This is a genomic window from Frankia sp. CcI156 (genome assembly GCF_001983015.1).
GTDB lineage: Bacteria > Actinomycetota > Actinomycetes > Frankiales > Frankiaceae > Frankia > Frankia casuarinae.
In genome coordinates this window covers 47,878-70,949 of sequence record NZ_MOMD01000032.1, presented here as the reverse complement: position 1 = coordinate 70,949, position 23,072 = coordinate 47,878, and the positions used below count along the sequence as shown (strand labels likewise).

Below are 23,072 nucleotides of genomic sequence, written 5' to 3'. Positions count from 1 at the left end.
GATGCATCGACGCGCCGTCACGCGCCTGGGGACAGCGGGTTCGTGGACGAGATCTAGGTGAAGATTTCCGGGCCGGTGTCAGTGCCGGTGTCGAGTTGGCACCAGACCGTCTTGCCGGAGTGGGTAGGGCGGGTGCCCCACCGGGCAGCGAGTGCATCGACGAGGATCAGGCCACGACCGTGTTCTTCCTGCTCGTTGGGGTGGAGGACACGGGGGAGGTGACTGTCGCTGTCGGAGACCTCGATGTAGAGGGCCGTCGGGACGCTGCGGAGCACGAGTTCGCCGGGGACTCGGGAATAGCGGATCGCATTGGTGACGATCTCGCTCACCAGTAGTTCCGCGGTCTCGATGGTTTCGGGCTGCTGCCAGCGACGCAGCGCGGCGTTGACGGCGTGGCGAGCCTGTCCGACGGCCCTGAGGTCGAGGGTGAGAGGGATGGTAAGGGTGCGAGTGTTGATGGCCGCGGCGGCCCGGACGAGCAGGAGCGCCACGTCGTCGTCTCGATTGGCCTGATCGACCAGGCGCATCAGCCGGTCGGCGGTGGCGTCCGCGGTGCCGGCGTCCGCGAGAGCGTGCTGTAGCCGGCCGATTCCCTGGAAGATATCGATATCGCGTGACTCGACGAGGCCGTCGGTGTAGAGCGCGAGCGTCGCCCCGACGGGGAACGGGTAGCAGGTCTGGACGAAAACTTGCCCGCCGATACCGAGAAACGCGCCGCCCCCGCCGGTCAGGAGGCGGACCCGGCCATCGGGATCACGCAGGGCGGGAGGGGGGTGGCCGGCGTTGGCGAGGACTATCGTCGCGGTGGTGGGCTCAAAGATCGCGTAGACGCAGCTCGCCAAGGCACCGTCAGGCCCTGCCCCGATGGTCTGGGCAAGGTTGTCCAGGTGGGTGAGTACGTCGTCGGCGGGCAGATCGAGTGAGGCGAACGCCCGGCTGGCGGTGCGGAGTTGACCCATGACGGCGGCGGCGGTCACACCGCGGCCGGCCACGTCTCCGATGACGAGAGCTACCCGACCCGCCGAGAGCGGGATGAGGTCGAACCAGTCCCCGCCCACCTCGGCGTCGATCGGCGGACCCGGCTCGGCGCAGGGCGACCGGCCGGGAAGGGAGCCCGGCTCGTACCGCCAGGCGATGTCCATTCYGGCCACGGCCGGGATGTCGGGTGCAAGCAGGCTGCGCTGCAGCGTGACAGAAACCTCCCGCTCGCGAGCGTACGCGCGGGCATTGGCGATGGCGGMTGAGATACGTCCACCAAGGTTGGCGGCCATCTCGACGTCGTCGTCGGTGTAGGTACGCCCGGAAACGCCGACATGTACAACCATGACCCCATGAAAGTAGCGCCCCACCAGCAGGGGCACCGCGATCCCCCAACGCAGCAGCAGCCGCCGGAAGTAGTCGAGGAATCCAGGAGTCTGATATCCGCTGATCAACGATTCATCGTCGGCCGCGTGGTGAAACGGGCGACCCGACGCAAAGGCTTGGTAGATCGGAGAGTTTCGGTGGCAGTAAAGGATCTCTCCGGCGGCTGAGAACGGGATGTCGCAACTTTGCAGGGGCGGACCGGAAACGCGTGTTTTTATGGCGCGCCGCAATTCCAACAGCTCCGGTCGGGCGTCTGTGTCAAGGGGTTCGTCGAGCAGGTACACGCTGCAGGTGTCGGCGAATTCCGGTACCATAAAATCGGCTATACTCGCCAGTGTGGCGTCCAGTTCCAGGGATCGCCCGACGAGTGTGCTCGCCCGGGTGAGCAGCCGCAGTCGCCGCTCTGCTTCCGCATGCTTCCGCTCGGCACGGCGCTGATCCGTCACATCGACCAGCGTCACGCCAACCGCCGCGGGCACCCCCTCACGGTCCCGGAGCGGAAAGTGCGAAAAGCGCCAGGTGCGTTCCTCCTGCGGGAAAGCCACGCTCCTGCCGATGATCTCCGTGTCTTCAACTGATTCACCGCTGGCCAGGACCCACCGGGCAAGCTTCCACACCCGCGGGTCCATATCCGGCAGCAGCTCGGGGATGGATGTTCCCGCCAGTTGCTCGGGAGACAGGCCGTATATTTCCCGAAAGGACCGGTTGCTCCGTCGCACCCGCAGATCCGGATCGATAATTACCATCGCCGTCGGACTGAAATCGATCAGTTGCGTGCCCAGTAGCGAATCGAAACCGGCATCCAGTGCGTAGTCCGACGAAACGTCCGACAAGGTTCTCCTCGGCTCAGACGTCATTAAATCACATCCCCCTGTGTGGAATGATCATCTCCTGGTCTAATACCCAGGAACTTAGGATCAAATCAGGCCTGGGACTACGGTGGGTGGCGGTCCCGCGGGTAGGTGCCAGAATTCGGTTGCGGATGGCGCTGGTCATGAGGCAGACCGCGATGCCGGACCGGCAAGCATGGGGCGGSTTGCGGTGGCGTTGATGTCGAGCAGGTGAACGACCGCGTCGGTGCTGAGCACGACGAGGGTGTTCGATCCGAGCAGGACAGGCTGGGTGGTGACGGGCGCCGCGACGTCGCCGACCAGCAGCGGACCAGCGGGGCTGTCCAGTTGCCAGATACTGCCATCGAGCAGCACGATCATCGGTCCGAGTGGGGTATGGACGGCAGTGGTGGRCGCGCCGGTACCAGTGGACCGGTAGGGACCGTAGGCGGGGCGCAGCCCGTGCAGGTGCTGGCGGTCGAGGATGCCGCCGTGATCCGGGTCGAGCCGGTGCGCGATGCCGTCGCCGGTGACGAGCACGATTGCCTCGTCGGTGACCAGGGGAGCGGCTGTGGAGAAGCGGCCGGTCAGGGTGGTGCGCCACCGAGTCTGGCCGGTGGAGAGGTTCAGCCGCTCGAGGGTKGGTCCGGCGGTACGGAGCAGCAGCGCATCGGTCCCGTCAATGGCGACCAGCGAGCTKGAGGGCGGTGGTGTGCCGGGCGGATCGGTCCAGGTGATGGTGCCGTCGCGCAGGTCCAGGGCGGTCAGGCCCGGGGTGGGGCCGCCGAGGGGCAGCACGGCCAAGCGGTCGGTGGCCAGACCGGTTCCGTAGGTGAGCAGGGTGTCGACCTGGCCGAGCTGGTCGCGGTGCCAGGCGATATCCCCGGTGTCGAGGTCCAGGCAGGTGACGCCGCCGACGTCACCGACGATCAGCCGGCCCGCCGCGGTGAGGATGGGGGTGGCTAGCAGCCGGCGTCGCTGCCGGTGTGGGAGGTGTCGGGTCCAATGGGGTGCGCCGGTGGCTGGGGCGAGCGCGGTGAGGGTGCCCGCATGGCTGCACGCCAGGATCTGGTCATGGCCGGCGAGAACGCCGGTGATGGGGTCGTCTGCGGCGCGCACCGTCCACAGCACGTCGACTCGGCTGTCGTTACTGCCGGTGTTGGAGGGGTGTAGGCGGGTCAGGTGTCCTGCGCCGTGGGTGTCGGTGCTCGGTGCGATGACGGTGCCGGCGATGGTCGCGAGGGTGCCCAGATGTTGATGGGCGCCGATCGAGTGGCTGGTGGTGCGGGGCGAGGCCKGGGCATCGGCGCGAGACGTGGTCGGTGACCGTGGCGGTTTCGGTAGCGCCGGGAYCGTGTCGTGCCGTAGATCCATAGTTCTCAAGCCGGGGGTGAGGGTGATGAGGCGGAGCTGCGGTGGTGACCAGTCCAGTCCGCCGAAGCTGGCTGCGGGCGTGCTGAGCAGGTGACAGCCGCCGACGTTGCGCTGCGCGTCGGCATGCCAATGTCCCGACAGGACGGCGAGGAGGCTGTCGGGTGCGGCACTGTAGCGGATCAGTTCGAGTGTGTCGTGGTCKGGCTGGTCGTGGGTGAGCACGACGACTGGCAGCCCGGGGGTTCGGGTGGCGAGATCGGTGATTATGAAGCGTTGYTGATCGGTGTCATCGATCGCGCACCAGGCGCTGAACCAGTCCAGGGCGAGGAGGTGCACGCCGGCCAGGTCAGCTGACCACCAGCGCGGGCCCATGGCCTGCTCGTAGCGGGTGAGGGTAGCCGCGCCGAGAAACCCGCCACCGTGGGGGGTGTCGCTGGGGTGGGGTTGGTGGCGGTGGCCGTAATGGYCGTGGTTACCCGGCACGATCTCTACCGGCAGCGGCGCTGCGGCGAGGGAGTCGAGTACGCGCCTGAACTCTTCGGGTGTGCCGTGGTCGGTGAGGTCACCGGTGATCACGGCGAATGCCGCGCCGTGGTCGGCTGCGGTCCGCAGCGCGTGGTGCAGGCCGCTGGTGGTGTCCGTCTGGTCGCCGTAGCGGGCGGCGAGCTCGACCGCCTGGGACGGGTCGCCGTCGATCGCGCTGACATGCGTGTCCGTGATGTGCGCGAATCGCAGCTCCCCTGAGGGAGCCGAGGGTGGTTGTGGATCGCTGCCGGTGCGGCTTGGGTGCAGCTGAAACAGCACCGGCTCCCCCGCTGYCGGGTGCTGCCACCAGCGGCCCGTCCAGCCGTTGGGGCGCCGGGCCCAGACCGGGCGCCCCGGCACGGTGCGGAGGCTGAACGAGCCGTCGTCGCGAGTGAATGTCCAGGTCCGCCCGTCGCTTACCGCGATCCCTGCGAGCGCGTTGCCGTGGATGGTGAGCACGGCGCCGATGATCTGCATGCCTGAGTCTAGTCTCCGACAATAGATCATTTACAACCCTTCGCATCATTATGTATGTAATTTCCTTACGGAAGTAAGATGTTGTTTAGATAAAGTTTCCCTTGGCCTGTCAGTGTCACCGCCATGACCCCACCCGGCCTCGCGCTGCCACCGCAGTCACAGGGGGCGGCCTCGACGAGGCTGTCCGGGTGGCCGGTGCTGTCCGGAACCGTCTGTACCGCTTAGTCCACTTGATGGAGGAACTGTCATGAAACTCAGCAGCGACCGCATCCTGACCACGCACACCGGCAGCCTGCCCCGACCGGCCGGGCTGGCCGAGCTGATCCGGGCCCGGGAACAGRAGACCCTCTCGGTCGCGGACGCCGAGTACCTGCCCGAGCGGATCGCGGACGCGGTTGGCGTGGTCGTCGGCCATCAGGCGCAGGTCGGGCTGGACGTGATCAGCGATGGCGAAATGAGCAAGATCGGGTACGCCACCTACGTCAAAGAACGCCTCACCGGTTTCGACGTGGACGTTGCCGTTCCCGAGGGCGGCGGCCTGTCGATCGCTGATCTGGACGACTACCCTKGCATGGCCGAACGTTCCCTGGCCGGCTTGGAGACCGCGACACCGACCTGTACCGGTCCGATCAGCTACACCGGCACCGCCTTGCTCGATACCGATCTGGCCAACTTCGCAGCCGGCGTCAGCTCAATCTCGGCAGGATCGGGTCAGCCGACCGAGCGGTTCATGAATGCCGCGTCACCTGGAGTTATCGCGCTCTATCTTCCGAACCAGTTCTATGCCAGTTTGGATGAGTACCTGTTCGCGTTGGCCGAAGGAATGAGGGCCGAGTACGAGGCGATCACCGCAGCCGGGCTGGTCCTGCAGATCGACGCCCCGGATCTGGCGATGGGTCGGCACATCCAGTACGCGCACCTGTCCGAGCAGGGATTCCTGGACCGGCTGCGCGTGCACGTTGAGGCGATCAACCACGCGCTACGCAATATCGACCCGGCGAGGGTGCGGGTGCACCTGTGCTGGGGCAACTACCAGGGCCCGCACCACAAGGACGTCGGCCTGGACGTCATCCTGGACACGATCATTCAGCTCAAGGCCGATGGGCTGGTATTCGAGGCCGCCAATCACCGCCACGCACATGAATGGCAGGTGCTGGCCGACGCGAAGATTCCCGAGCAGAAGGTCCTCATCCCGGGTGTCATCGACACCTCCAGCGTCTACGTCGAACACCCCGAACTCATCGCCCAGCGCATCACCCGCTTCGCCGACATCGTCGGCCGCGAGCGCGTCATCCCCGGAACCGACTGCGGCTTCGCGTCCTTCGCCACCTTCCTCGCCGTCGACGAGAGCCTGGCCTGGGCGAAACTCGAATCCCTCACCGCCGGCGCTCGACTGGCCAGCGATCGACTGTGGTCATGACCAGCACCACCCCGACCCACAGCACGACCGAGCACGACGCGGCGCTGCCGGTGCTCGACCTGCGCGAGTTCGACCCTGGCACTGATCCCGCGGTGCGCAGCCGGTTCCTTGAGCGACTGCGCGAGACCTGCCATGACGTGGGTTTCTTCTACCTGGTGGGGCACGGCATCGGTGACACCCTGTTCCGGGAGGTCGAGGAGGTCACCCGAGCGTTCTTCGCTCTGCCCGAAGCCGATCGAATGGCGATCGCGATGACCCGGTCGCCACACTTCCGTGGCTACACCCCACTGGGTGGTGAACTCACGAACGGTCGGGCCGACCGGCGCGAGGAGATCGACCTCGGCGAGGCCACCATCAAAGCCATCCACTACCCTCCGTCCGGACCTGGCTGCGATCATCAAGGCGTTGGCACCCACCGGGACTTCGGGCTGCTCACCTTCGTCCTGCAAGACGCCGTCGGTGGACTGCAGGTGGAGCGCGACGGATGCTTCTTCGACGTCCCGCATCTGCCCGGCGCCCTGGTCGTCAATCTCGGCGAAATGCTGCAGCTCGCCACCCACGGCTACCTCAAGGCCACCGTCCACCGCGTCATCAGCCCACCCGCTGGCGTGCGGCGATTCTCGGTTATCTACTTCTTCAACCCGCGCCTGGACGCCACCCTCACTCCCATCGACCTGCCCGCCGAACTTGCCGCCCAGGCAACGGGCGGACACAGCGCTGACCCGGACAACCCCATCCTCGCTACCTACGGCGAGAACATCCTCAAGGTGCGGCTGCGTGCCCACGCCGACGTCGCGCAACTCCACCACGCAGATTTGCTCGCCGCCGAGAGCTGACCTGATCCACCGGCACACCGCAACCCGCCTTCGTGCTGGCCCGCGCGCCCCGCGCCCCACGGCTCCCACGCGCGCCCAGTCATCCCCTGAACAGAAAGGCGATCCGCCATGACCGTTGATGCCCCGCCCGCATCGGTGGCAACGCATGTACCGCTACTGACCGAGGCCGAAACCCCGCCCGACCCACCGGTCACGAACCCGCTGCGAGGCAACCCCGGCATCGTCGGCATCCCGATTACCATCGCTGGCGCGCTCGGACTCGGCTTGGTCGACGCCGGCTACGTGCCCGCCGAGGCCGCCGCCGCCGGCATCCCGACCATCCTCGCCGCAACCTCGATCGGGCTGCTGCTGGCTACCGTCTGGGCCGCCGCGCTCGGGCAAAATGCCTCGGCTAGCCTGTTCGCCGTTTTTTTCGGCTTCTACGCCAGCTAYGCCGCACTCGCCCTCGGACTCGGGCACAACTGGTACGGCATCCCCGATGCCCAGATCGTGCACACGCAAGCCATCTGGCTGATCTGCTGGCTGGTCACCATTGCCATGCTCACTCTGGTCACCATACGGCTACCTTGGAGCTTCACCCTGCTCCTCGGCCTGGTCGACGTCGCCCTCGTCCTGYTGCTCGTCGGCACCCTGGAGGCCAACACCACCTTCATCCATCTCGGCGGGTACGTGGTCTTCGCCTTCGTTGCCGTCGCCGTCTACCTGTATGTCGATCTTATGTGGAGCGAGACCGGTGGCCGTGGACTTCCTCTCGGTAAGCCTCTCGTATCTTGACTCGGTCGCTGTAACAAAGTTGCATCACAGCGTCTCTTCTTGATACAAGAGTTACACAGACGTTCTGGTTGACCGGCTCCTCGGAGGCTCACGTTGCTGACCGATTCCCTTGACCTCACGACCTGGCAGGCCAGTGGYGTTCTTCTCATGGACGGCTTCCTTGGCCCGGAGCGCCTGCGGGAGGTGCGACGCTGGGTCGATGAGATCGAGGCCCTGCCGGGCCGCGAGGACGGTCTGCTGCAGTACGACGAGACCACCGGGGACGGATTCTCGGTGCGGTGCCGCACCGAGAACATCGTGCCCTTCCATGACGGCATGCGTGCCTTGCTCACCCGGGGCACGCTGCTCGACATTGCCAGCATGTTGCTCGGCGAGCCCGCCGTCCTCTACAAAGAAAAGATCAACTATAAGGAACCCGGCGGCGCCGGGTTCGCCCCACACCAGGACGCGCCCGCCTACCCCTTTGTCCGGTCCACCATCACCTGCATGATCGCTATCGACGATTCCACCACCGACAATGGCTGCCTGGACGTCGTCGAAGGCATGCACCACGAGCCGCTCCCCACCGACGATGTCGGCTGCATCCCCGCYAGTCTCGCCGAGACCCTCCTCTGGAAACCCRTCCCCGTCCGCGCTGGGTCGTTGCTCTGGTTCAACTGGTACGTCCCGCACCGCTCCGGAGTCAACACCTCACCACATCGTCGCCGGGCCATCTACCTCACCTACAACGCAGCCTCCGACGGTGACCACCGCCACCACTACTACCAGGAAAAGCAGCACCGCCTAGCCGCCGGCACCGACCGAATCAGCCTCATCGGCCACTTCACCGGCGACAGCCACGTCAGCGCCCGGGGCGCCGAGGAATCTGCATGAATACCGACCGGCTCCTCCACGGCACCTTCACTGGCGCGGACGAGTTCTGCGATGAACTGTTCGCCTACCTCACCGCCGTTGGCCAAAGTCAATACGACGAAACCGTCACCCAACTCGAACACGCCCGGCAAACCGCCGCCCTCGCCGAAGCCGACGGCTATGACCAGGCCGCGCAGGTCGCCGCGCTGCTGCACGATATCGGCCATCTCCTCCTCGACGAACACGACGCGCACCACAATTTCCTCGCCGAAGACCTCCATCACGAAATCGTCGGAGCACGCTACCTGACCCGATGGTTCGGCCCCGATATCGGCACTCCGGTCGCGCTGCACGTCAAAGCCAAGCGCTATCTCGTGGCCACCGACCCCGCCTACGCCAACAGCCTGTCCGTAGCCTCCACCCGAAGCCTACGCGTCCAAGGCGGCCCGATGACTGGCAGAGAAGTCGATGCCTTCCTTTGCCTGCCACATGCCGACCTCGCCATCGCGTTGCGTCGATGGGACGACAACGCCAAGCGAGCCGGCGTCGCGGTACCGGAACTTGACCATTGGCGTCCGGCTGTCTGYCGGCTGGTCAATGAGGCTTCCGCGGTGGTTTGACAGGCGGGTATGGCCCCTGACCGCCCGTCATCCGTGAAGGCGAGGAACGCGTACTGTTCTGTGCGGGTCAGGCCCGTGCCGCGGGCGATACTCGTGCCCGCCGACGCGGAAGTCCAGCTCGTGATGGGCTGTCCCCGGCTCGTTGGGTAGATGGAACCAGCGCTTTCGTATTGCGAAGTCAGCGAAATCGGCCAAGATATGACTTGGCGCTGCCGCCAGGTGCGGGCCAGGGTGAACAACCCGTGAATGAGGGGTGAGCCTGCCGCCGTTGATACGGTGTCGCTGTCCGCTTCGCCGGTGAACTCGGCAAGGGTCGCGCCAAAGTCGGCGCACACGCCGCGCATCGTCCGTTCGCAGGCGTCGAGCATCGCCTCATCGAACACGCCACGCCGGTACTTCGTCTGGACCCGGCTGTTACGGGGCGAGTTCGTCGGCACGCCCACTCGCTCGGCGCGGGCGGCCCTGGTAGGAGGCGCGGTAGGCGGACGGCGTGTTGGCGGCGTCGCGGGCGAGGTGGATCCGCAGGTTGGCGGCGGTCCCCAGTCCGCAACGGGCGGCGATCCGATCCACCGGCAGGTCGGTCACCTCGAGCAGCAGCCGCGCCTCGGCGATCCGGTGGGCGWGCAGCCACTGCCTGGGCGTGACGCCGTACTCGGCGATGAAGCGCCGGGCGAACGTGCGCGTCGCGTAGCCAGCGTGGCCGGYGAGATCAGCGACGGACAGTGGCTCGGCGAGCCGTTCCAGCGCCCAGTCGCAGGTCGCGGCCAGCCTGCCAGGACCGCCAGAGCCGGGCTTTGGACCGGGCACCGGGCGGYGTAACAGCTGGGCTTGGCCGCCTGCGCGATGGGGCGCCACCACCAGCCGGCGGGCGACGCGGGTGGCGACGGCACTGCCGAGGTCGCGCCGCAGTATGTGCAGACACAGGTCGATCCCCGCRCACACTCCGGCGCTGGTGAGGATCCGCTCCCCGTCGACGTAGAGAACGTTCGGGTCCACCTGCACCGTCGGATGGCGGGCGGCGAGGTCGCCCGCGTCCTCCCAGTGGGTGGTGGCCCGCTGACCGTCGAGTAGCCCGGCGGCAGCGAGGGCGAACGCTCCGGTGCACACCGACATCAGTCTGACGCCGCGGTCGGCAGCCGCGCGCAGCGCGTCGAGCACCCCTGGTGCGGGTGTGACCAGTGGGGCGTACCCGGGGACGACGACGGTGTCAGCGGCATCCAGCGCGGCGAGCCCGTGCGCCACCTCCAAGGCGAAGCCGGTGGTGGTGGGCAGCGAGCCAGGCTGCTCCGTGCACAGCGTGAACGTGTAATGCTCGGCCAGGTCCAGGTGGCCGAACACCTGGGCCGGGATCGCGAGGTCCATCGCGACGGTGGCCGGGACCGCGAGGGCCACCACGGCGTGGCGAGTGGCCGTTTCCTTATGCAGCACGGCAGAACAGCCTATTCCGCTGCGCACTCGGCGCCCGGCACTCTGGCCTCGTGTCCAGCAAGCCGCTGCCCCGCCGGGCCGACCCGAAGGATGCGGACCCGATGACGACTCGAGACGCCGCCGACGCACCTGAAGTCGCGTCCCCTGCTGGTCGTAGCCGGCGGAACACGGCGCTGATTTTCGCCGCGACGCTCGCGTTCACGCTGTCGCTGGCCGGGTCGGCGTTGAAGAACACGATTCAAGTGGACTTCTCGCCGATCGCAGTGGACCTTGGTGTCAGCCGCGGGACGTTCGCCTGGTCGACGACGGTCTTCGCTGTGGTCATCGCGGTGGCGAGCCCGGTCGTCGGGGTGCTGGCCGATCGGTTCGGCGGCGCGGCCGTGCTGGTCAGCGGAACGGTGCTCGCCGGTGCCGCCTTCCTGATMTGCGCGGCGGCGCCGGGGGTGTCGCTGTTCGCGTCCGTCTACGGCGTGCTCGGCGCCTTCGCCTTCACGATGCTCTCGTACGTTCCATTGGGAAAGCTTGCCAGCGAGCTGTTCACCGCCCGCGGGGAGGGCCTGGCGTACGCGGTCATGACGAACGGCCCGGCTGTCGGGTTCATCGTGCTGGTGCCGCTGTGGGTGTGGCTCGGCGCGTTCGCGTCCTGGCGGGCCGTCTTCGTCGTCGCCGGTCTGTCGATGCTCCTCGTGCTGACCCCACTTGCGCTGCTGCTGTATCGGCTGTCCGGCCAGGACGAGCCGGCGCCTACGGCGACGCCGGGCACACCCGGGACCGCGGACGACGCGCGGCTCGGCTTCGGGGACCGGTTGCGGCTGGCAGCCGCCAACCCTGTGTTCCTGGCGCTGACCGTCGCGTTCACCGGCTGTGGGATCACGATGGCGTTTGTCGACGTTCACCTGGTCACCGATCTGCACGAACATGGCATGAGCCCGGGTGTCGTCAGTGGCACCCTCGCCATGCTGGGCGTCTTCGAGATCCTTGGCTCACTGGCCGCCGGCCGAAGGTGTGACCGGGGCCGGGTCCGGCAGACCCTGCTTGTCGGTTACGCGCTGCGCGGCGGGGCGATGGTGCTCGTCGCCTTCGACGCGACCGTAACCGCCTCGCTGGCCTTCGGGGTCATCTTCGGGGCGAGCTATCTGGCGACGGTGGTCGCGACCACGCTGTGGATTGGCCGGGTGCTGCCCGAGGGCGCCCGGGCCACCGGCCTCGGTCTGCTGTGGACGCTGCACAGCATCGGCGCCGCTCTCTCCAGCCAGCTGGGCGCGCTGGTCGCCGACTCGTACAACTCCTATACGCAGGTCGCGATGGGCGAGGCGCTGCTGGTCGGGGTGTCGTTCCTGCTGATCGCCCGGCTGCCCGCGCCACGCCCGGCGGCCGTCCCCGCCGGCGCTTCCCGGCAATGAGCGGTCTGCGTGGCACCCTGTCGAGCCCTGGAAAAACCGGCTGGCCTGGCGCCTGCGGGGCTGTCGGCTGCGGGTTCATCGGGCGCGGGCCCCGGCAGGCCTGGTCGCTGCGAACGCCCGGGCCAGATCGGCGACGATGTCCTCGACGTCCTCCAGGCCGACCGATAGGCGCAGCAGGCCGTCGGTGACGCCGGCGGAGTCGCGCTGTGCCGGCGTGAGCCGGCCGTGGGTGGTGCTTGCCGGATGGGTGATCATCGACTTGGTGTCCCCGATGTTTGTCGTGTTCGACACGAGCTCAAGCCGGTCGACAAACGACCAGCTGGCCTGCTGGCCGCCGTACAGCTCGAAGCTGATCACTCCGCCGTGCCCGGACTGTTGGGCGGCTACCAGCTCCCGCTGCGGGTGATCCGCGCTGCCGGTGTAGTGCACCGCCCGTACGTCCGGTTGGTCGGCTAGCCAGGCAGCCACCACCGCCGTGTTGGCGTCGTGCGCCCGCATCCGCACCGGCAGCGTCTCCAGGCTCTTCAGGAAGATCCACGCGTTGAACGGGCTGAGGCTCGGGCCCGCGGTGCGCAGCACACCGTGCAGCTCGGAGATCAGGCCCGCGCGGCCGGCGACAACGCCGCCGCCGCAGCGGCCCTGACCGTCRATGTACTTGCCGGCGGAGTGCAGAACGAGGTCTGCGCCAAACACGATCGGTTGCTGGAACACCGGGGTGCACAGGGTGTTGTCGACCAGCAGCAGCGCGCCGGCGGCATGTGCGAGCTCTGCGAGGTACCTGATGTCGGCCACGGCCATTACCGGGTTCGTGGGGCTCTCAACGACGAGCATCCTGGTCTGCGCACGCATTGCGCGCGCCCAGGCGGCCGGGTCGGTCACCGGAACGACGGTCGTCATGACGCCGAACCGGTCCAGATAGTGAGCATAGAGCCGGGTCGTGGTGCCGAAGACACCCTCCGCAAGCAGGACATGGTCCCCGCCGCGCAGCAGCCCGAGCGACACCGCCAAGAACGCGGCCATCCCGGACGCGGTCGCTACGGCGGACTCGGCACCCTCCAGCCGCGCGACGCGCTCCTCGAACGCGCGCACCGTCGGGTTCGTGAACCGGACGTAGACGTTGCCGGGGCGCCGCTGCGCGAACTTCTCCGCCGCGTCGTGCGAGTCGTCGAACAGGTAGCTCGACGTGAGTACCAGCGCCTCGCTGTGCTGGTCGTCAACGGACTGGCGATGGCCGGCACGCACCGCCTCCGTCGCCAGTCCGCGGCGGGTGCCGGAGGCCGTACGGTTGGAGGACGGAGGCGTCATGCGGGCAGCAGCCGTCCGGCCAGGTATTCCTGGTAGATGCCCTCGTACATGCCGTAGAACAGCTCGCAGGTATGCGCTACGGCGTAGAGCGCCTCCTGCTGCATCTGCTCCGTCGTGCACAGGTCTGCGACGAGGTCGAGGCCCTGCTGAGTGTGGGTGATGTCCTCGACCTGGTGCACCGAGAAGAACAGCAGGTCCCTCGGCTCGAGCCCGTACACCCGACCGAACAGGATGTCGCGGCTCTCGCTGCCTAGCTTCTCCAGGTTCTGCCCCTCGCTCGCGATGGTGACCGCGGCGGCACCGACGTGATAGCGATCCGGATCCTTCACCGCCGCGAGCCGGTAGTCGATCAGCTCCTGGGTCGTCGGCAGCGCGACGGCGGCATCCCGGGTCTCGTCGTCGATCCCGATCGCTAGCAGGAAGTCCTGCATCAGCTTGACGTGGTTCCGCGTCTTCGAGATCCGCCCGGTCTCCTCCTCGTAGAGGTTGTGCAGCAGGCGCCGCTTGTGCCGGGGGAGCGGGCAGTAGAAGAACAGGTGCTCGACGTAGGTAAGGAAGTGCTTGGTGAGCTGGTAGCCCTGTAGCGCTACCTGCTGGAGGAAACGCGGCTGAGGGTTGTCCGCGTCCAGTAGAAGCCCGAACACCGGGTGGGCGATGGTGAGGTGCTGGTGCAGGGTCTCCTCCAGGGACGCCCTGAACCTGTCCSGCGGGAGCGTCATCGGCTCGTCCTCTCTGCGATGGCGGCTTGTGGGGTGGTGTGGCGGCGAGTGGGATCGGCACGACGGGCCAGCCGGTCGGCCGTGACGGCCTGTAGCTCGGACACGGCGTGAGTCATGTAAAGGCCGCGGTGGCTGATGCCCCGCACTCGGCTGTAGTCGTCCAGCACGCCGTAGGTGGTGAACCCGAAGCCGCTCCAGACCCGGTGGGCTGGGGAGCCTTCGCGGACGTCGATGAGAACGCGCTCCACCCCGACGTCGGCGAGTCGCTCGCAGACGGCGAACACGAGCTCGATCACCGCACCGGTGCGACGGATCCGGGGACGCAGGTATGCCTTGCTGACCTCGCTGAGATGCCGGCAGTTCGGCATCGAGTTCAGGGCGACGACGCACATCGCGCAGACGCCCTCGTCGTCCTGGCCGAGCAGGACGAGCGCTTCGCCTGTGCCGACCCGACGGGCGAGGTCCTCCGCGAAGCCCACGCCCTGGGCCGGCGTAACCGGCTCGGTGAAGCCGAGGATGCCGTCATCGATCACGCTCGCGGCCAGCATCGAGGCGAGGTCCGTACTGTACGGACGAACATCCGTTGGCCAGGACCAGGTCATCCTGGTGCCGTCCGGCGGCTGGTCGGGTAGGTGGGTCATTGATCCTCCCGGTGGATCCGTCGGCGACCCTGCGGATCCAGTTCGCGGTCATGGCGGTYGCCTCCGCGGTCCACCGCCGGGCGACGTCAGGCAGCGGCCCGACAGTGGGCAGCTGTGTGGCCAGCGTGGGAGAGCGCTGGCTGCGGGCGCGCCGGGCGAACGCGGCGAGCCGCCGGCTTGCGGTATCGGCCAGGTAGCCCTCCGGGATCGGCGGGTACGGCGCGTCAGGGTCCGTGAGGAAGACCCGGACGTCGCGGCGGTACTCCCGCAGCAGCATGTCGGGCAGGTACTCCGGGTGACCTTGGACGAAGACCTGACGGACCCCGTCCTGACTGGTCGCTACCGCCCAGTCAGAGCCACCGGTAAGCAGCTCCAGGCGCACGCCGCAGGCGACGAGTTCGTCACGGTCCACAGTGTTCCATCGGGAATGCGGCATGGTGACGACGTCGGGCAGCCMGACGGTGAGCGGGCCGCGTCGTGCGACGGTCTGATGGTCGAGCACGCCGACCCTCTTGTGTGCCAGTCGGCGGCGCTGCACGCCGCACATCTGGTGGAGGGCTAAATGCGCAGACAGACAGGAGAACACAGTGAAGAAATTCCGTCTCCGGCTGAGGTCGAGAATCCGCTCGATCACCGGATAGCCCGGGTCCTTCTCTGGGCGGGAATTCTGTGGCTGTGCGCCGGTCACCACCAGAGCATCGAATGATGCTATTCGCTGCYAATCGCTTCGTGACCCCGGAAGATGGGGATGGCTGGTCGTCGGGTCGAGGTCCACCACATCGACGTGGACTGCCACTCTGGCGCTGTTCGCCGCGTTTCTTATCAGCCGGTCGAACTGCTGCCCTCCTGTTCCTCGGCCGGTGGCCGCCATGAGGTCAACGACTCCGACACGGAGGGATCCATGAGGTGGCTTCTCCGGCATCTTTCCTTCCCCTGTTCGACCGCAAGAATAGCCCCGCGCCGCTGCTCGCGGCCAGCTGTCGACGTGTCAGWTAGTTGATATAAACATTGCGTGCCGCGCGGTCCTCGCCGCACATCATGACGCACGCATGATGAGAGATGACATGATCGTTTCCGTCGAACATGTCACCCCACTCACGATGTGGAYAGGCGCACCGGTTCTTCGCGCGGGCGGTCTGGTCGCCCGACCGGGTCGGCCTGGCACTCGCCCGCGTCGTCGTCGACCGGCTGCTCCCGGCCGGGCCGCTGACTGTCGTGGTCGATGACACCCTGTTCCACCGGGCGGGGAAGAAGGTGTGGGCCGCCGGCTGGTTCCACGACGGCTCCGCGAAGGGGCAACCGGCAGGTCGGCTTTGGCGACAACTRGGTCATCGTCGGCCTCGTCTTCTCTTGATCACTTGTTGGCTCCCGCGACCCCAGTCGGCCGCCGCGACACCGATCGCCCCAGTTCCGCGTGCGCGCGTAGTTGATATCGATTTCAGGATCAACCTTCCGTAAACAGAAATGACCGGCACGCGTCTCGCTATGGTCGACCAGTTTTCGATCATCTGCGACTCGATCGACGCCAAGACCAGGATCGACGAAGGTGGATGAAGTGAACGATAGGCAAAATCAAGATCTGTTAATTAAGTGGCACTAGTGGAGGTCTGCGGTCCAAATTTCCCTCTTGCTCCACAATGGGGAGCCTACACCCAGCCTTCATGAACTCTCAAGCCCTTTGGCTGAAGGTGCGGAAATTTGTTGGCAAGCAGTCCGGGCGGTCGCGGTAGGGACCGTCCTTGCCCTCTCTGTCGGGGTTGAGTGAGACACCCTCGTGGGTGTGAGCTGGCTACGGAGGGCGTGATCGGAGATCCATGATGTTCATGGAGCCTGAGTCGCAGGAGGCTCCGGCCGGGTCACCGCAGGCGCGGGACCCGGCGCCGCGTCCGTCGCGGCGGGTGTTCAGCACGGCGTACAAGCTGCGGATCGTCGCGGAGTACGAGAACGCCCCGCACGGCGAGAAGGGTGCGATCCTGCGCCGGGAGGGTTTGTTCTCCTCGCATGTGGTGGAGCGGACCCGGGCACGTGACGCGGGGGCGCTGGGAAGAGCAGGCGTCCCGGCCCGCGCTCCGGGGAAGAATCCGGGGAAGTCGGCGGAACAGATCGAGTTGGAGCGTCTGCGCCGCGAGAACGAACGGTTGAAAGCGAAACTTGCGACGGYAGAAACCGCGCTGGCTTTTATGGGAAAAGCACGCGCTCTCTCTTGCGGCAGGTCTCCGAGAGAGCGGACTCCGAGTACCGGATCGTCCGGGCGGCGGGGCAGACCAGGGAACGCCGTGCGCAGGCGACCCACCCGCCGCGGGTCCGCCCCGAGCTGTCCGCGACCGGACCGTCACAGGTCTGGTCGCGGGATATCACCGCGTTGAAAGGACCCGAGAAAGGCGTCTGGTACCGGCTGTACGTCATCATCGATATCTACTCCCGGTATGTGACCGGCTGGCTTGTCGCTGCCGCCGAGGACGCGGTGGTCGCGAAGGATTTCCTTCTACCCCGTCCCCGACGGCTGGCCCCGGCGGTTACTGTCCCGCGGCCGGCACCCCCGCCGGCTGCGTCGGGTCGTCGGTCTCGGCTGGGTGGGCGTCGGCGGTCCGTGCGCTGTCGGCGGCCCGCGACTGGCCGGGCGGGCGCAGGACGAACAGGGCGACGAGGACGGCCGCGGCGACCAGGGCCGCGCTCACCGCGTAGGCGAGGTGGAACCCGCCGGTGAGGGCGGTGGTGGTGCTCCTGCCGTGGTCGAGCAGCGAGTCGGTGCGGGAGGCGGCAAGGGTGGCCAGGATCGCGGTGCCGAGCGCGGCGCCGATCTGCTGGGTGGTGTTGGCCACCCCGGATGCGACGCCGGCCTCGGCGGGGTCGGAGACCGCCATCGCCTGGCCGATCAGTGCGGGCATCGCCGCGCCGAAACCGATACCCAGCAGGACGAACACCGGGGCGATGTCGCTCGCGTAGCTGCCGTCAGCCGGTAGCCGGGCCAACAGTAGGAGCGCCGCGGCGACCAGCAGCAGCCCGACGACGATCACCGGCCTGGGGCCGAACCGGGTGTTCAGCGGCGACGCGAGGCCCAGCGAGACGGCCGCGATGGTTAGYGGGGCCGGCAGGAACGCCAGCCCGGTGCGCAGCGCGTTGTAGCCGAGCACGTCCTGCAGGTACAGGGCGGTGCAGAACTGGTAGCCGAACAGGCCGGCCACCATCAGGGTCAGGATGATGTTCGCTCCCCCGACCGCGCGGGAGCGGAAGATGCGCAGCGGCAGCAGTGGCTTGGCCGCTCTGGCCTGGCGGCCCACGAAGGCGGCGAGCAGGAGCAGCGAGGCGGCGAGCGACCCCAGCGTCCCGCCGTCGCTCCAGCCGTCCGCCCCGCCCCGGACGACGGTGTAGACGCCGAGCATCAGCCCGGCGGTCACCAGCCCGGCGCCGAGAACGTCCGCGCTCTCGCGCAGCCCGAGCCCGGCGATCGGGGGCAGCACCCACAGGGCGAGCACCACCGCGAGGACACCCAGCGGCACGTTGACGTAGAAGACCCACGGCCAGCTGAGACTCTTGGTCAGCACGCCGCCGAGGATGAGCCCGATCGATGAGCCGGCCGCGGCGACGAAGGCGTAGCAGGCCAGTGCCTTGGCCCGCTCCCGGCTGTCAGGGAAGATCGTGACTATCATGCCGAGTGCCACCGCGGAGGCCAGCGCCCCCCCGGCGCCCTGCAGGAAGCGGAACGTGATCAGGAGGCCGCCGGTGTTGGCCAGGCCGCAGGCCAGCGAGGCTGCCGTGAACAGGCCGAGCCCCCCGATGAAGACGGGCCGGCCGCCCAGCAGGTCACCCAGCCGCCCGGACAGCAGCAGCAGGCCAGCAAAGGCGATCAGGTATCCGTTCACAACCCAGGCCAGGTTCGCCTGGGAGAAGCCGAGGTCCTGCTGGATGGTCGGCAGCGCGACCGTAACGATCGAGCTGTCCAGGATGGCCATCAGGTTGCTGGTGCAGAGCACCCCGAGGGCGAGCCAGCGGGACGGGAGCGCCGGGGGCGGGGCCGGGGGAGTCGAGTCGGTCAACAGTCTTCCTTGACGTCGAGGAGGCCGGACGGGCCGCGGCGGCGGGCCGGTCGCGGCCGCCAGCCAGGTGCGGCGGTTCCAGCCGCCGCATGGGGCATGCCTTGTTACGGAAGCCATCATGTGTGACTGTGGGAGTGGCCGGAAGGAGGCACTTTCATGTTTCAGGGGAACAGCGATGTGATCGACTCCCCCGGCCACGAGGCCGAGGCCTGCACCGTCTTRGAGGTGCTGAACCGGATCAGTGGCAAGTGGGCCATCGGCATCCTGCTGCGGATCAGCGACGGACCGGTCCGGTTCACCGAGCTGCAGCGGTCGATCAGCGGCATCAGCCGGCGGATGCTCACCCTCACACTGCGTAACCTGGAACGTGATGGGCTGCTGACGCGGGTCGTCTACCCCACGGTGCCGCCGAAGGTCGAGTACCAGGCCACCGATATGGCCCGGGAGCTGTATGCCACGCTGCGGACGCTCACATCGTGGGCCGAACGGCACCGCGACGACATCGCCGTGGCCCGCGCGGCCTACGACCGCAACCACGGCCCCCAGGGTGGGGTCGAGTAGAGCACCCTGGAGGCCATGATGCGAAGATGCATCCGAGTATGACGCTGGGTGACTGTCGCTGGGCTGGAGCGATCCCGTCCGGATGCCAGTCCTGGAACAGGGCAGCCCGTACACCATGCGCCAGTGCCCGTACTGGGCGGGAACGTCCCGCTACGGTGCCCCGGTCCGCGTCCGCCACCGAATTMCGTCGATCAACTGCCGGCGTGTCCACGTCGGCGGCTGACCCGGTCTCTTCCTCATGCCGATACGCCGGACCACGGGAATAGCGGCGTCTGGTTGGATGTCACGGAGGTTTCCGACCGGGGCTCCGCCTGTCGTCGCCGGCGGCCCGACCGATCAGTCGGACACAGCGAGTTCGCCGAGCTCCGACCAGTCGTCCTGCTCCAGAACCGTGTTCACGATGCGCGGCGTCTCGGCGAGGTACTTCGGCAGTGTCTGCCGGGCGGCCCTGAAGTGGTCGGACTGGACGTGCGCGGCTCCGGCGTCGCCATCCTGGAATGCCTCGACCAGTACGTACTCGGTCGGRCTCTCAATGTTGCGGGACCAGTCGAACCATTTGCAGCCCGGCTCAGCGCGGGTCGCCTCGGTGAACGCCCGTGAGATCTCCGGCCACTGGTCGGCATACTCCGGCTTGATCCGGAACTTGGCGGTGATAAAGATCATTATAGACCCTTTCCGAGCTCATGGCTCTTGCTGTGGGYGACGGACCGCCTGGGGTACCGAGCTCCAATGACTGTCTCCACACCATCGACGACGGGTGGCCCCCACRCTCGGCACCTCGCCCATGGTCGTAGCAGTCACAGCCGCCACGGGCAGTCTCGATTTGAGAAATTTCGGGGCCTGCCGCGGGTTCGTGATYAGGGCTCGATGCGCTGGGTGGCAGGGACGCTGGGTGGCAGGGACGCCGTAGGGCAGCCGAGGTGTCACGACGCAGTGTGGGCGAATGTATACTTGTCAGACTTTCCTTGTCCGGGGAGGGCAGGCAATGAGTCTTGAGGGGCGTCCCACCGGCGCGGAGGTAGCGGGGAGCCGCGGCGGACCTGGCCAGGGGCCGGCCGTGGCAGGCAGCCCGGTCCTGCGCTACGCGATGGCGCGGGATGCGTCGCACTATCACCTGGTGCCCTCCGCGGTGGAACGTGTTGCCGGCGTGGGCGATGTGGCGGGGCTGTTTGCGAGATGCCGGCGGAGTGGTTCGTACCTGACGTTCCGCTCGGGCGGAACGAGCCTCAGCGGCCAGGGCGTCACCGACGGGATCCTGGTCGACGTGCGACACGGTTTTCAGTCGGCCGAGGTGCTCGACGGTGGTCACCGTTTGCGCGCCGAGCCTGGCGTGACCGTCCGTGCGGCCAACGCGCGGCTGCGTCCGTACGGGCGGAAGCTCGGCCCCGACCCAGCGAGTGAGGTCGCCTGCACCCTGGGTGGAGTCATTGCCAATAATTCCAGCGGAATGGCCTGCGGCACCGGGCAGAACGCCTACCAGACGCTTGAGGCGATGACCGTGGTGCTACCCAGCGGATCCGTGATTGACACCGGTGCGCCGGACGCGGATGAACGGCTGCGCGCACTGGAACCCGATCTGTATGCGGGCTTGCTGCGGCTCCGCGAGCGGATCTGCCGCAACCCGGCGTCCGTGGCGACGCTGCGTCGGCAGTTCTCAATGAAGAACACGATGGGCTACAGTCTCAACTCGTTTCTCGACTACGAGCGTCCCGTCGAGATCCTGGCCCATCTGATGGTCGGTAGCGAAGGCACGCTCGGGTTCGTCGCCTCGGCCACGTTCCGGACGGTGGAGCTCTTTCCCCACGCCTCGACCGGCTTGGCGGTGTTTCGTGACCTCGCCACCGCGACCGCCGCGTTGCCCGAGCTGGTCGACRTGGGGTTCGCGACGATCGAACTGATGGACGCTCGGTCCCTTGCCGTTGCGCAGACCCTCGGCGCGACACCGGCTGAGATCGGCTCGCTGGAGGTGCGTGACCATGTTGCGCTCCTGGTGGAGCTGCAGGCAGCGACCACCGAGGAGCTTGCCGACAAGGTGTCCGGGGCCGGCGGCGTGTGCGATGGGCTCGAGATCGAGTCGCCCCTGGAGTTGACCTCGGACCCGTGGCGCCGAAAGGACCTGTGGCATGTGCGCAAGGGTCTCTATACGGCCGTCGCGGGAGCGCGCCAGGCGGGGACCACGGCGTTGCTGGAGGATGTGGCGGTTCCGGTGCCGCACCTGCGGGCAGCGTGCCAGGAACTCACGAAGCTGTTCGACGCGCACGGCTATCAGAACAGTGTCATCTTCGGCCATGCCAAGGACGGCAATATCCATTTTATGCTCACCGAGACCTTCCGGGATCCCGCGCGGTTGGAACGCTACCACGCATTCACCGAGAAAATGGTTGAGCTGGTGCTCGAGCACAAGGGGACGCTCAAGGCGGAGCATGGCACCGGCCGGATCATGGCGGGGTATGTCCGTCGCCAGTACGGCGATGAACTGTATGACGTCATGACGGAGGTGAAGCGGCTGTTCGACCCGCTGGGAATCCTCAACCCGGGGGTCGTGCTGTCCGACGATCCTCGCTCCTATCTGCGCAATCTCAAGGATGTGCCGACGGTCGGCTACGGCGCGGACATGTGCGTGGAGTGCGGGTACTGCGAACCGGTCTGCCCGAGCCGGACGCTGACCCTGACTCCTCGGCAGCGGATCGCCCTGCTGCGGGAGCGTGAGGCCGCGCGGCGGGAGGGAGACGAGGGGCTCGCCGATGAGCTGTCCGCGGCCTACCGCTATGACGTGGTCGACACCTGCGCGGTCGACGGTATGTGCCAGACCGCTTGCCCTGTGCAGATCAACACCGGATCACTCGTGCGAGAGCTGCGCGCCGAGAGGGTGAACAAGGCCGAGGACGCGCTGTGGCGCTCGGCGGCCCGCCACTGGGGGGCGACCACCACACTGGCTGGGAAGGCGCTTTCTGYCGCCGCCGCACTGCCGCCGACGTTGCCGACAGCCGCGGCCTCCCTGGCCCGCAGAACGTTGGGCACCGACAGGATGCCTCAGTATGACGCCTCGCTGCCCCGCGGTGGGTACCGGCGCCGGGCGGTCGCGGCTGCCGCAGAGGCGTGCGCCGTGTACTTCCCGGCGTGCGTCGGGGCCATGTTCGGCTCGTCGTCATCCAGCGGCGGGGTCATGCCCGCGATGCTGACGCTGTGCGCGCGTGCCGGGGTAGCGGTACGGGTACCCAGGGGTATCGCGTCGATGTGTTGCGGTATGCCGTGGAAGTCGAAGGGTCTCAGGGGTGGCCACGAGGTCATCGGGGCCAAGGTCCTGCCGGCGCTGCTCGCGGCGACTGACGGCGGCCGCCTGCCGGTCGTGTGCGACGCGGCGTCATGTACAGAAGGTCTGGAGGAGCTTCGCGCCGAGGCAAAGCGGCTTGGCGGCGCCTACGAGGCACTTCGTTTCGTGGACGCGCTCGAATTCGTGCGCGCCGAAGTCGTGGGCCGCCTCTCGGTGACCCGCCGGGTGGCGTCCCTGGTACTGCACCCTACGTGCTCGACCGAGCGGCGGGGCACCACGACTTTACTCAGGGAACTCGCCGAGCTGGTCAGCGACGAGGTGGTCGTGCCGCTGGACTGGAATTGCTGCGCGTTCGCCGGTGATCGCGGACTTCTGCATCCCGAGCTGACTGCGGCGGCGACGCTGAACGAGGCACGTGAGGTCAACTCCCGCGCCTTCGAGGTGCATGCGTCGGCCAACCGGACCTGCGAGATCGGAATGTCACGCGCAACGGGGCGCGAATACGTCCACATTGTCGAGGCGCTGGAGTACGCGACTCGCCCGATCCGTGATTCTGCCCATCCAGGCGGTGCCGGCTGAGAACGTGACGTGTCGGAGAACGCCGATCGACGACTTCCCGTGACCTTGATGG

Annotated in this window: 18 protein-coding genes and 1 pseudogene; 10 read left to right on the top strand and 9 right to left on the bottom strand. The window is 67.6% G+C overall.

From position 1 onward, the window contains the following. Positions 1-53 precede the first annotated feature (53 nt). Both CcI156_RS13330 and CcI156_RS13325 read right to left on the bottom strand, forming a co-directional pair. Positions 54-2,198 (bottom strand): SpoIIE family protein phosphatase, encoded by a 2,145-nt coding sequence (locus CcI156_RS13330; protein ID WP_175637583.1) that lies wholly within the window; start codon positions 2,196-2,198, stop codon positions 54-56. Between the two features lie 159 nt (positions 2,199-2,357). Further along, positions 2,358-4,571: a PQQ-binding-like beta-propeller repeat protein gene (locus tag CcI156_RS13325; RefSeq protein WP_076805968.1), complete on the bottom strand. Its 2,214-nt coding sequence runs from the start codon at positions 4,569-4,571 to the stop codon at positions 2,358-2,360. A 247-nt stretch (positions 4,572-4,818) separates the two neighbouring features. On the opposite strand from CcI156_RS13325, the gene CcI156_RS13320 reads away from it, so the two are divergent. From CcI156_RS13320 to CcI156_RS13300, 5 genes are all read left to right on the top strand, one after another. Further along, entirely contained in the window at positions 4,819-5,991 is a 1,173-nt protein-coding gene (locus tag CcI156_RS13320; protein WP_076805966.1) for a cobalamin-independent methionine synthase II family protein, read from the top strand. Continuing rightward, complete coding sequence (locus CcI156_RS13315) at positions 5,988-6,827, top strand: isopenicillin N synthase family oxygenase (protein WP_023841231.1); 840 nt, start codon at positions 5,988-5,990, stop codon at positions 6,825-6,827. The genes CcI156_RS13320 and CcI156_RS13315 overlap by 4 nt, the downstream gene beginning before the upstream one ends. A gap of 108 nt (positions 6,828-6,935) precedes the next feature. After that, entirely contained in the window at positions 6,936-7,601 is a 666-nt protein-coding gene (locus tag CcI156_RS13310) for a GPR1/FUN34/YaaH family transporter (protein ID WP_011436424.1), read from the top strand. A 93-nt stretch (positions 7,602-7,694) separates the two neighbouring features. After that, on the top strand, positions 7,695-8,474 hold the full coding sequence (locus tag CcI156_RS13305; protein WP_076805964.1) for a phytanoyl-CoA dioxygenase family protein: 780 nt from the start codon (positions 7,695-7,697) through the stop codon (positions 8,472-8,474). After that, positions 8,471-9,073 carry a phosphonate degradation HD-domain oxygenase gene (locus tag CcI156_RS13300; protein ID WP_011436426.1) on the top strand — a complete coding sequence of 201 codons (603 nt, stop codon included), beginning with the start codon at positions 8,471-8,473 and terminating at the stop codon, positions 9,071-9,073. The genes CcI156_RS13305 and CcI156_RS13300 overlap by 4 nt, the downstream gene beginning before the upstream one ends. 414 nt (positions 9,074-9,487) lie before the next feature. On the opposite strand, the gene CcI156_RS13290 is transcribed toward CcI156_RS13300, so the two are convergent. Then, the gene (locus CcI156_RS13290; RefSeq protein WP_254847409.1) at positions 9,488-10,501 is read right to left on the bottom strand and encodes a GlxA family transcriptional regulator; all 1,014 of its coding nucleotides are present in this window, start codon (positions 10,499-10,501) and stop codon (positions 9,488-9,490) included. Between the two features lie 101 nt (positions 10,502-10,602). Here CcI156_RS13290 and CcI156_RS13285 point away from each other — a divergent pair, with 101 nt between their 5' ends. Continuing rightward, positions 10,603-11,904, top strand: coding sequence for an MFS transporter (locus CcI156_RS13285; protein ID WP_011436428.1), 1,302 nt, complete (start codon positions 10,603-10,605; stop codon positions 11,902-11,904). Between the two features lie 75 nt (positions 11,905-11,979). Here CcI156_RS13285 and CcI156_RS13280 read toward each other — a convergent pair whose 3' ends face one another. The 4 genes from CcI156_RS13280 to CcI156_RS13265 are packed head-to-tail and all read right to left on the bottom strand — an operon-like array spanning position 11,980 to position 15,491. Beyond that, positions 11,980-13,209 carry an O-succinylhomoserine sulfhydrylase gene (locus CcI156_RS13280; protein ID WP_011436429.1) on the bottom strand — a complete coding sequence of 410 codons (1,230 nt, stop codon included), beginning with the start codon at positions 13,207-13,209 and terminating at the stop codon, positions 11,980-11,982. Next, entirely contained in the window at positions 13,206-13,928 is a 723-nt protein-coding gene (locus tag CcI156_RS13275) for a TenA family transcriptional regulator (RefSeq protein WP_076805962.1), read from the bottom strand. The genes CcI156_RS13280 and CcI156_RS13275 overlap by 4 nt, the downstream gene beginning before the upstream one ends. Beyond that, the gene (locus CcI156_RS13270; protein ID WP_023841229.1) at positions 13,925-14,476 is read right to left on the bottom strand and encodes a hypothetical protein; all 552 of its coding nucleotides are present in this window, start codon (positions 14,474-14,476) and stop codon (positions 13,925-13,927) included. Before CcI156_RS13270 ends, CcI156_RS13275 begins: the two co-directional genes overlap by 4 nt. Then, positions 14,451-15,491, bottom strand: coding sequence for a homoserine O-succinyltransferase (locus tag CcI156_RS13265; RefSeq protein ID WP_083718507.1), 1,041 nt, complete (start codon positions 15,489-15,491; stop codon positions 14,451-14,453). Before CcI156_RS13265 ends, CcI156_RS13270 begins: the two co-directional genes overlap by 26 nt. Before the next feature lie 161 nt (positions 15,492-15,652). Here CcI156_RS13265 and CcI156_RS26915 point away from each other — a divergent pair, with 161 nt between their 5' ends. Both CcI156_RS26915 and CcI156_RS26910 read left to right on the top strand, forming a co-directional pair. After that, positions 15,653-16,027: a transposase gene (locus CcI156_RS26915; protein ID WP_254847408.1), complete on the top strand. Its 375-nt coding sequence runs from the start codon at positions 15,653-15,655 to the stop codon at positions 16,025-16,027. 778 nt (positions 16,028-16,805) lie between these two features. Next, a pseudogene (locus CcI156_RS26910) lies at positions 16,806-17,045 on the top strand (DDE-type integrase/transposase/recombinase); the annotation flags it as partial. A 40-nt stretch (positions 17,046-17,085) separates the two neighbouring features. Here CcI156_RS26910 and CcI156_RS13245 read toward each other — a convergent pair. Further along, entirely contained in the window at positions 17,086-18,522 is a 1,437-nt protein-coding gene (locus CcI156_RS13245) for a DHA2 family efflux MFS transporter permease subunit (protein ID WP_082456732.1), read from the bottom strand. 240 nt (positions 18,523-18,762) lie between these two features. Here CcI156_RS13245 and CcI156_RS13240 point away from each other — a divergent pair, with 240 nt between their 5' ends. After that, positions 18,763-19,167 carry a helix-turn-helix domain-containing protein gene (locus CcI156_RS13240; protein ID WP_011436436.1) on the top strand — a complete coding sequence of 135 codons (405 nt, stop codon included), beginning with the start codon at positions 18,763-18,765 and terminating at the stop codon, positions 19,165-19,167. A 336-nt stretch (positions 19,168-19,503) separates the two neighbouring features. Here CcI156_RS13240 and CcI156_RS13235 read toward each other — a convergent pair whose 3' ends face one another. Continuing rightward, positions 19,504-19,830 (bottom strand): putative quinol monooxygenase, encoded by a 327-nt coding sequence (locus tag CcI156_RS13235; RefSeq protein ID WP_011436437.1) that lies wholly within the window; start codon positions 19,828-19,830, stop codon positions 19,504-19,506. A 394-nt stretch (positions 19,831-20,224) separates the two neighbouring features. Here CcI156_RS13235 and CcI156_RS13230 point away from each other — a divergent pair, with 394 nt between their 5' ends. Next, complete coding sequence (locus tag CcI156_RS13230; RefSeq protein WP_254847407.1) at positions 20,225-23,020, top strand: FAD-binding and (Fe-S)-binding domain-containing protein; 2,796 nt, start codon at positions 20,225-20,227, stop codon at positions 23,018-23,020. Positions 23,021-23,072: the final 52 nt, after the last annotated feature.